The organism is Aestuariivirga sp. (assembly GCF_044238155.1).
Lineage (GTDB): Bacteria > Pseudomonadota > Alphaproteobacteria > Rhizobiales > Aestuariivirgaceae > Aestuariivirga.
Map to the genome: position 1 here is coordinate 1 of NZ_JBIIDX010000141.1, position 9,053 is coordinate 9,053.

Sequence of the window (9,053 nt, forward strand, 5' to 3'; positions counted from 1 at the left end):
TCGCCAAGCGCGCCAAAGGCATTCCTGCAGCAAAGCTGGCGGAGAAATATGGCGTCACTACCGCTTATGTCTATATGATCAAGTAATTGTAACCACAGCAACGCCTGCTCTCCGGGCGTTGCGATTGTTGACACAAAATAACAATCGTTTTCAACTTTACTCTAATGCAGGGTATCTCGATGCTCGATCAGATGACCGCCATCATGGCCGAAACTGGAATGGACGCTGTAGTGCTTGTTCCCGGCGCAAACTTCCGCCGTGTCTTTGGCAAGGATTTTCATCAGATGGAACGTCCGCTGGCAGTGATCGTGCCGCGTAAGGGCGAGGCGGTTGCGGTGGTGCCTCAACTCGAATTGGGATCGTTCAGGGAGATTGGTTTCCGCTGTGAGGTTTTTGGCTGGCGCGATGAAGCAGGCTATCAGGAAGCCTTCGATGCAGCAGGGCAGTCGCTGCCACAGCTGAGGGCCGGCGCACGGGTCGGCGTCGAAGGTCAGCGCATGCGTGTGTTCGATCTCCTGGCCTTGCAACAGGCATTTCCCGGCGTTCAATTTGTGGATATCCATGCGTCGATCTCAAGGATCAGGCTGCACAAGACAGCTGAGGAGATCAGTCGGCTGCGCAGGGCGATCAAATTATCAGAGGCTGCGCTCGAGGCAACGCTCTCTGAAATCAGGCTTGGCATGACCGAAACAGAGATTGAGTCCATACTCTTGCGCAATCTCTTTTCGCATGGCGCAGATGGCCTGTCATTTGCACCGATCGTGGCGGCGGGTGACAACGCCGCCAATCCCCACGCACATGCAAGGTCTGACTACCGCATCAAGGCAGGCGATGCCCTGCTTCTCGACTTTGGCGGTACTCATCAAGGTTTCAGCGCGGACATCACCCGAACTTTTTTCGTGAAGCAAGTCTCGGATTATGACCGAGCGTTCTACGAGGCCGTTCTGCAGGCAAATGAAGAGGGGCGCTCCATTGCGCGTCCTGGCGTCACCGCCGCGGACGTCGATGATGGCGTGCTGCGCGTTCTTGAAAACTCGCAGTTTTCCGCGTTCTGCCGGCACAAGACGGGGCATGGACTCGGTCTTGATGTGCATGAGGCGCCACAGATCATGCGCGGCAATCGGCAGGTACTGGAGCCCAGGATGGTGTTTACCATAGAACCGGGCCTTTATCGCGAGGGTGAAGCAGGCGTCCGGATTGAAGACAACGTCGTGGTAACCGAGACCGGAATTGAGTGTCTGACGAGTTTTCCACGCACGCTGCGACTGGTTGGATGAGTCAGCGGCGGCCTGCCCCGGTAACCTGGCTCATCTCCTCCTGGCTGTGGGCAGCCAGAACACGGCCAGCAAGATAGAGCGATCCGCAGATCAGGATGCGCGGGGCAGGAACACCCAGCGATGCCTGACGAAGTGCTGCTTCAAGGCTGGCCGCTGTTTCGGCAGCAAGACCCTGACCCCGGGCAGCCTCCGCCAGCACTTCAGCAGAAACGGCATTCTCCTCTTCTGGAATCGTCAGTGTCACGACACGGCTGGCGATGCCCCTGAAGCAGCCAATGAAATTCGCCACGTCCTTGGTATTGAGCATGCCCCACACCAGAACGAGAGGGCGCGAGTGCCGTTCGTTCAGCTCCGAGAAGGCTTGGGCCAGAACCCGGCCCGCAGAGGGATTATGACCGCCGTCAAGCCATAGCTCAGCGTCTGCCTGAACCAGTCCGGAAAGGACCCCCGCGCCAAGCCGCTGCATGCGGGCTGGCCATGTGGCGGTCCTCAACCCGTCACCAATATGTACTTCGCTTATACGCTCATCTCCGAGCAGCCGGATCGCCGCAATTGCATTACCGGCATTATCGATCTGATGGCGGCCGCGCAGCTGGGGCAGAGGAAGGTCAAGCAACCCGCTTTCATCCTGGAACACCAGCCGGCCGTGCTGCTCGTAGGCCTGCCAGTCCTGGCCAGCGACATGGAGCGGCGCAGATCGCCGGGCGGCCACCCGCTCGATCTCTTCGCGGGCCTCGTCAGGCTGCACGCCAACCACGGCCGGAACGCCCTTTTTCAGGATTCCGGCCTTCTCGTGGGCGATCAGGGTCAAGGTGTCCCCCAGATACTGCTGGTGATCATAGTCAATAGTGGTGATGATGCTGATGCGGGGCGCAGGAAGCACATTGGTGGCGTCAAGCCTGCCACCGAGCCCAACCTCGAGGATCAGATAGTCAGCCGGTGTACGGCTGAATGCCAGAAAGGCGGCAGCAGTGGTGATCTCGAAGAAGGTGATGGGCTCGCCACCATTCACCTGCTCGCACTCTTCGAGCAGTGCCGTGAGATCTGCCTCCGAAATGAGCTGTCCGGCAACCCTGATGCGCTCATGAAACTTGACCAGATGCGGCGAGGTATAGGCATGCGCCGTAAGCCCGGCTGCCGCCATGATGTGACGGAGATAGGACACCGTCGAGCCCTTGCCATTGGTTCCCGCCACATGGATCACAGGCGGTAGCTTACGTTCCGGGTTGCCGAGCTTGCCGAGGATCACCTGCATGCGCCCAAGGCTGAGATCAATGATCTTCGGATGCAGCGACAGAAGTCGCGTCAGAATGGCATCGCTGAGCGCCAAGATCTCAAACCACCGGAACGAGAGCGCTGGATGGGACTTCAGCCGAGGGTGCTTTCGTCAGAATCCGCACCAGCCGGCCGAGCGTCTCCCGCATCGCATGGCGGTGGATGACCATGTCCACCATACCATGCGCTTCAAGGTATTCTGCGCGCTGGAAGCCCTCGGGAAGTTTCTCGCGGATAGTCTGTTCGATGACCCGCTGGCCGGCAAAACCAATCAGGGCGCCCGGCTCGGCCACATGCACATCGCCCAGCATGGCATAAGACGCCGTGACGCCGCCCGTTGTCGGATGAGTGAGCACAACAATATAGGGAAGGTGTGCAGCCCGCAGCTCTTGCACCGCAACCGTAGTCCGCGGCAGTTGCATCAGCGAGAGAACACCTTCCTGCATGCGCGCGCCGCCAGACGAAACGAAGAAGATGAAGGGCGTCTTGTGTTCGACGGCTGCACGCATGGCGGTTATGATGGCTTCGCCGGCGGCAAGGCCAAGCGAACCGCCCATGAAGGAGAAGTCCTGGACCGCAATGGTGACGGGCAGCCCCCCCAATTCACCAAGGCCGGCCAGAATGCAGTCCTCGGCATTGTTCTTGGTACGCGCTTCCCTCAGGCGATCGGCGTATCTCCGCTCGTCGCGGAACTTGAGCGGGTCGACTGGCACCGGCGGCAAGGAAATGCTCTCATAAAGACCATCGTCGAACATGGCCTTCAGGCGCACATCCGGCGGCATGCGCATGTGATAGCCTGATGGCGGCATCACATATTGGTTAGCCTCAAGGTCCTTATAGAACACCATCTGGCCGGAGTCAGGGTCCTTGACCCACATGTTCTCCGGGGTCTCGCGCTTGTCGGAGCCCAGAATGGAGCGGATTTTCGGGCGGACGAAGTTTTTGATCCAGTTCATGGCACGCGCTAGCTCCTCACGCCCCGGGCGATATCGGCGACCAGCGCATGCACCGCCTTTGCGGTTTTCGCTGTCGCTTTGCCAGCCTTGGTCAGGCTCTTTTCAACAGCACTCACCAGCGCCGAGCCCACCACCACGCCATCGGCGTCCCTGGCGATGGCGCGCGCCTGTTCGGCCGTCTTGACGCCGAAGCCCACGCAGATCGGCAGGCTGGTGTGCTTGCGCAGCCGGTTGACATTGGCCTTGACGCTCTTGAGGTCCGGAGCCTTCGTGCCGGTGATGCCGAGCACCGAGACGTAATAGACGAAACCGGAGGTACTGCGGAACACGGTGGGGGCGCGCTTGTCATCCGTGGTCGGCGTTGCGAGGCGGATGAAGTTCATGCCGGCTGCAAGTGCCGGCAGGCAGAACTCGGAGTCTTCTTCCGGCGGCAGATCGACAATGATGAAGCCATCGGCCCCGGCCGCCTTCGAGTCCTTCAGGAACTTGTCGACGCCATAGACATAGACCGGGTTGTAATAGCCCATCAGCACGATGGGCGTGTCCTTGTCGGTCTTGCGGAATTCCTTCACCAGCTTCAGCGTCTTCTTCATGGTCTGACCGGCCGCGAGCGCACGCAGGCCCGCCGCCTGGATCGCCGGGCCATCGGCCATCGGATCGGTGAAGGGCATGCCGATCTCGATCACGTCAGCGCCCGCCTTCGGCAGCCCGCTGACGATCTTGAGCGAGGTGTCATAGTCCGGATCGCCCGCCGTCACGAAGGTCACAAGCGCGGCACGGCCTTCTTTTTTCAAGGCCCCAAAGCGGCGGTCGATGCGGGTGCTCACAGCTTCGTCCCCAGAATGTCCGCCACCGTGAAGATGTCCTTGTCGCCGCGGCCGCAGAGATTCATCACCATCAGATGGTCCTTCGGCCTCTTGGGCGCGATCTTCATGACATGGGCGAGCGCGTGGCTCGGCTCCAGCGCCGGAATGATGCCCTCGAGCTTGCAGCACAACTGGAAGGCTTCAAGCGCCTCTTTGTCGGTGGCCGAGACATAGTCGACGCGGCCCATGTCATGCAGCCAGGCATGTTCCGGCCCGATGCCCGGATAATCGAGGCCAGCGGAGATCGAGTGGCCTTCGATGATCTGCCCGTCATCATCCATCAGCAGATAAGTGCGGTTGCCGTGCAGTACGCCGGGCTTGCCGCCGGCAATCGAGGCTGCGTGCTTGGTTCTGGTCTTGAGGCCGAGGCCCGCCGCCTCCACACCGATGATCTCGACGTCCTTGTCGTCCAGGAACGGGTGGAACAGCCCCATGGCATTGGAACCGCCGCCAATGGCGGCCACCAGCGAGTCCGGCAGGCGGCCTTCGCGCTTCAGCATCTGCGCTTTGGTTTCACGCCCGATCACCGACTGGAAGTCACGCACCATCTCCGGATAGGGGTGAGGCCCCGCCACCGTGCCGATGCAGTAGAAGGTGTCCTCGACATTGGCCACCCAGTCGCGCAGCGCTTCATTGAGCGCATCCTTGAGGGTGCGCGAGCCGGACTTGGCGGGAACCACCTGCGCGCCCAGAAGCTTCATGCGGAACACATTGGGCTTCTGGCGCTCGATATCGACCTCGCCCATGTAGACGATGCATTCGAGGCCAAAGCGGGCGCAGGCGGTGGCGGTGGCGACGCCATGCTGGCCGGCGCCGGTCTCGGCGATGATGCGCTTCTTGCCCATGCGGCGGGCCAGCAGGATCTGGCCCATCACATTGTTGATCTTGTGGGCGCCGGTGTGGTTCAGCTCGTCGCGCTTGAAATAGATCTTGGCGCCGCCCAGGTGCTCGGTCATGCGCTCGGCGAAATAGAGCGGGCTGGGGCGGCCGACATAGTGTTCGAGGAAACCGTCAAGCTCCGCCTGGAAGCTGGGGTCGGCTTTGGCATCCTTATAGGCCTGTTCGAGCTCGAGGATGAGCGGCATCAGCGTCTCGGCGACAAAGCGGCCGCCATAGATGCCGAACAGGCCGTTCTCGTCCGGTCCCATGCGGAAGGAATTGGGGTTGGTCACGTTCATGTGGCCTCTGCTGCCTTTTCTCGATTGTCCAGCCGGTTCTAGCGGGGGCGCTTCGCCGCCTCAATGAATTTCCGGATCAGACTGGCGTCCTTCACCCCCGGCGCGCTTTCGACGCCGGAGGACACGTCAACGATGGGCGCGCCGGTCACCCGGATGGCTTCCGCCACATTGGCCGGTGTCAGGCCTCCGGCCAGCATGAAGGGTGGGCGCTTCCGGTTGTCCAGCAAGCCCCAGTCAAAGGCGTGGCCATTGCCACCCGGCAAAGCATTTCCGAGCGTTTCCGGCGCCTTGGCGTCATACATGATCAGGCTCGCCACCGTGGAATAGGCGGCGGCGGCGACAATATCGACCGCCTCCTTCACCCGGACGGCCTTGATCACCGGCTTGCCGGTGAGGCGGGCGATCTCACCCACCCGCTCCGGACTTTCGGAGCCATGGGCCTGAAACAGGTCCGGGGCGACCCGTGCGGCGATCTCGCGCAGCGTCGCGTCCTCTGCGTCGACCACCAACGACACGATCTTAGCCCGGCCCCGGGCCTGGGCGGCCAGCGCCGCCGCCTGCTCGAGCGACACATTGCGGGGGCTCTTGGGATAGAAGACCAGACCGATCAGGTCAGCTCCGGCGGCGATCGCGGCCTCCACCGTCTCCGGCGTCGACAGCCCGCAGATCTTGACGTCAGCCGGCATCGAGCCCCTCCAGAATCGTCTGCGCGGCACGCGCCGGATCTGCGGCCCCGGTGATGGCGCGGCCAATCACCAGAATGTCGGCTCCTGCAGCGCGTGCAGCCGCAGGGGTCGCCACCCGCTTCTGATCCTGGGTGGCGGCATCGGCCGGGCGGATCCCCGGCACCACGGTGAGAAAATCCTTGCCCAGATCATGGCGGATGCCGACCAGATCATGTGGGCTGCACACCACGCCGTCGAGCCCGGCCCGCTTCGAGAGTTCGGCGAGGCTGCGCACATGGGCTTCGGTGTTCTTGGCCATCTCGAAGCCGGTAGCCCAGATATCGTCATCCGACAGGCTGGTGAGAATGGTGACCGCGATGAGCTTCGAGCGACCCGCCACGGCCTCCGCCGCCGCCTTCATCATGTCGAAGCCGCCGGTGGCATGAAGATTGACGATGGCGGGCCGGGGCTCGATCCGCATCAGCGCCGCCATTGCGGACGCAACCGTGTTGGGAATGTCGTGCAGCTTCAGGTCGAGGAACACCGGCAGGCCGGTCTCCGCCACCCGCGCATAGCCCGCGATGCCATGGGCATAGAAGAACTCCATGCCGATCTTGGCCCAGCCCACATGGGGCTTCAGCGCACGTGCGAGCGCCACCGCCTGCACGAGGTCAGGCGTGTCGAGGGCAACGCAGATCGGGTTGACGGGCATAGGCAAGGCTCCGGCTGATCAGCGGGCCTTTTGATACAGCATAATGGCGGTGGCAAGGTCTTCAATCGCCGTCCCGGCGGACTTGAACAGGGTGATCTCGTCCGCCGATTGGCGGCCTTTCACGGTGCCCCGGCAAAGCTCGAAGAGATCGCCGCGGATACTGGCGAAATCGAAGCGGCCCTCGTCACGCGCCTGCAGCAGGTCGCCGGCCTCGGCCAGCGCGCCCTCGCGGGTGTCGACATAGACCGAGGAACGGGCCACCGTCTCGGCATCGGTCTCGCGCATCGAGGGCTTGAAGGCCCCGGCGAGATCGACATGGGCGCCGGGCTGCAGCCAGGCGCCCCGCAGGATAGGAACGGTCGAGGAGGTGACGCAGCTGACGATGCCGGATTGCCGCACGGCGTGTTCGAGATCAGTCACCGCATGGGCCTCGAAGCCGTGCTGCGCCAGCTCCGCCGCCAGCGTTTCCGATCGCGACGGCGTGCGGTTGTAGACGAACACCCGCCTGATCGGCCTGACCGCGGCATGGGCAGCCACGAAATGCGGGGCGAGCGCCCCGGCGCCGATCACCGTCATGGCGTCAACATCCGGGCGCGCCAGATAATCGGCGGCAAGCGCTGAGGCTGCCGCGGTGCGCCGCCTGGTGATTTCGGTGCCGTCCAACATCGCCACGGTGGCGCCGGTCGCCTGGTCGATCAGCAGATAACTCGCCTGCACGGTGGGCAGGCCCTTGGACGGATTGTCGGTCTTGACCACCACCGTCTTGAGCCCTGCCCACTCCGTCGACCAAGCCGGCATCAGCAGAAGAGTCGAAACCGAAGAAACCTCGTGGTGATGGCGCACAGGTGTTTCGATCGGCGCGCGAAAGCCGTTGCGCAAGGCCTCGATGATATCGCGGTAAGCCCCAAGCCGGGCCACATCATCTGCAGAGAGGATTTTCAAGACAGGGGCCCCTTGTGAATGGACGGCAGAGTCTGCTGCCAGTCGTGGCGCTCACGCTCATGGACCTGCTGGGTACGGATGAGCTCAACGCGTGCGTCACGCGCGGCGCGGCGATGACGGGCATTGCCGCGCCAGGCCACGAACCAACCAGCCAGAATACCAATGAAGACGCCGGCAAACAGCAGGCTCCATAGGGGCAGCGTCAGCGTGGCGAAGGGATGCAACCGATTTATGGGATCCAGGGAAATTGTTACCCACTGACGGTTGGCAACGGCAAAGGCAATGGCAACCACGGCCAGAGGCAGACCTATGAGCCAGTTGAGGGCGCGCCTGAACATCATGACCGACGTCTTACGCCGCTCCGCCGTAGCGCGCAATCAGCCCTTGCCGTTCAGACGTTCGCGCAATTCCTTGCCAGTCTTGAAGAACGGAACACGCTTGGCGACGACGTCGACAGCCTCACCAGTGCGAGGGTTGCGGCCGGTTCGCGCGCCACGGGCCTTGGCCGAAAACGCACCGAACCCACGCAGCTCCACCCGGTCGTCATCCTTGAGTGCATTGATGACTTCGTCGAGCACCGTATTGACGATGCGCTCGATGTCCCGATGATAGAGGTGCGGGTTCTTCTCCGCGATTTTCTGGACGAGTTCAGACTTGATCATGACGACACCTCGATTATCGTGCAGGGTGCCAAAGCGCAAGAAGCCCGTCAAGCTGTGCAGTTTGGGCCGCCAGCCGAATGTTTTCGAGGCCCAGGGCCCCGAGCACCGCTTCGGCCGCTACCAGACCAAGACCGGTGGGGTCGGTACTGGTCTGGGGCTTCCAGTCGACGATGGGCAGTTCGGGCGCCAGTTTCCGGTCCTGCTCAAGCCAGGTCACGGCTATTTCCTCATCACCCAGTGAATCGATGAGTTTGACCTCGAGGGCCTGTCGGCCCGTATACACCCGGCCATCGGAGAGGATGCGTACCTGCTCCATGGGCAGCTGACGGCGCTCTGCCACCAGTCCCGTGAACCACCGGAAGCCATCCTCCACCATTGCCATCGATACCTCTCTCGCCTTCTCGGACACCGGCTTGTAGGGAGAAGGCTCGGCCTTCATGTCTCCCGACCGCAGTTCCTCCATGCGGATGCCGACTGTATCGAGAAGCTTGGAAATTTCGGGAAAGCTGAAGATCACGCC

The 9,053-nt window shown here is 62.3% G+C and carries 11 protein-coding genes; 1 reads left to right on the plus strand and 10 read right to left on the minus strand.

Annotation, left to right across the window (positions count from 1 at the left end):
• The first annotated feature begins 179 nt into the window (after nucleotides 1-179).
• Nucleotides 180-1,277: a M24 family metallopeptidase gene (locus tag ACILRN_RS13550; protein ID WP_395689124.1), complete on the plus strand. Its 1,098-nt coding sequence runs from the start codon at nucleotides 180-182 to the stop codon at nucleotides 1,275-1,277.
• Nucleotide 1,278: 1 nt separating this feature from the next.
• Here ACILRN_RS13550 and ACILRN_RS13555 read toward each other — a convergent pair whose 3' ends face one another.
• The 10 genes from ACILRN_RS13555 to ACILRN_RS13600 form a co-directional block, all read right to left on the minus strand.
• Complete coding sequence (locus ACILRN_RS13555) at nucleotides 1,279-2,607, minus strand: bifunctional folylpolyglutamate synthase/dihydrofolate synthase (protein WP_395689125.1); 1,329 nt, start codon at nucleotides 2,605-2,607, stop codon at nucleotides 1,279-1,281.
• Between the two features lie 4 nt (nucleotides 2,608-2,611).
• Nucleotides 2,612-3,508, minus strand: a complete 897-nt coding sequence (gene accD / locus ACILRN_RS13560; RefSeq protein ID WP_395689127.1) for an acetyl-CoA carboxylase, carboxyltransferase subunit beta — start codon at nucleotides 3,506-3,508, stop codon at nucleotides 2,612-2,614.
• 8 nt (nucleotides 3,509-3,516) lie between these two features.
• A complete protein-coding gene (gene trpA, locus ACILRN_RS13565) occupies nucleotides 3,517-4,335 on the minus strand; it encodes a tryptophan synthase subunit alpha (protein WP_395689129.1) in 819 nt (272 codons plus the stop codon).
• Nucleotides 4,332-5,552: a tryptophan synthase subunit beta gene (gene trpB / locus ACILRN_RS13570; RefSeq protein WP_395689131.1), complete on the minus strand. Its 1,221-nt coding sequence runs from the start codon at nucleotides 5,550-5,552 to the stop codon at nucleotides 4,332-4,334. The genes trpA and trpB overlap by 4 nt, the downstream gene beginning before the upstream one ends.
• A gap of 38 nt (nucleotides 5,553-5,590) precedes the next feature.
• On the minus strand, nucleotides 5,591-6,238 hold the full coding sequence (locus tag ACILRN_RS13575; RefSeq protein ID WP_395689132.1) for a phosphoribosylanthranilate isomerase: 648 nt from the start codon (nucleotides 6,236-6,238) through the stop codon (nucleotides 5,591-5,593).
• Nucleotides 6,228-6,929, minus strand: a complete 702-nt coding sequence (gene pyrF, locus ACILRN_RS13580; RefSeq protein ID WP_395689134.1) for an orotidine-5'-phosphate decarboxylase — start codon at nucleotides 6,927-6,929, stop codon at nucleotides 6,228-6,230. Before pyrF ends, ACILRN_RS13575 begins: the two co-directional genes overlap by 11 nt.
• An 18-nt stretch (nucleotides 6,930-6,947) precedes the next feature.
• The gene (locus ACILRN_RS13585; RefSeq protein WP_395689136.1) at nucleotides 6,948-7,871 is read right to left on the minus strand and encodes an ornithine cyclodeaminase family protein; all 924 of its coding nucleotides are present in this window, start codon (nucleotides 7,869-7,871) and stop codon (nucleotides 6,948-6,950) included.
• A complete protein-coding gene (locus ACILRN_RS13590; RefSeq protein WP_395689138.1) occupies nucleotides 7,868-8,212 on the minus strand; it encodes a DUF1049 domain-containing protein in 345 nt (114 codons plus the stop codon). Before ACILRN_RS13590 ends, ACILRN_RS13585 begins: the two co-directional genes overlap by 4 nt.
• A gap of 36 nt (nucleotides 8,213-8,248) precedes the next feature.
• Nucleotides 8,249-8,533: an integration host factor subunit beta gene (locus ACILRN_RS13595; protein WP_395689140.1), complete on the minus strand. Its 285-nt coding sequence runs from the start codon at nucleotides 8,531-8,533 to the stop codon at nucleotides 8,249-8,251.
• A 13-nt stretch (nucleotides 8,534-8,546) separates the two neighbouring features.
• A partial coding sequence (locus ACILRN_RS13600) for a S49 family peptidase (protein WP_395689142.1) occupies nucleotides 8,547-9,053 on the minus strand: 507 nt, incomplete at its 5' end.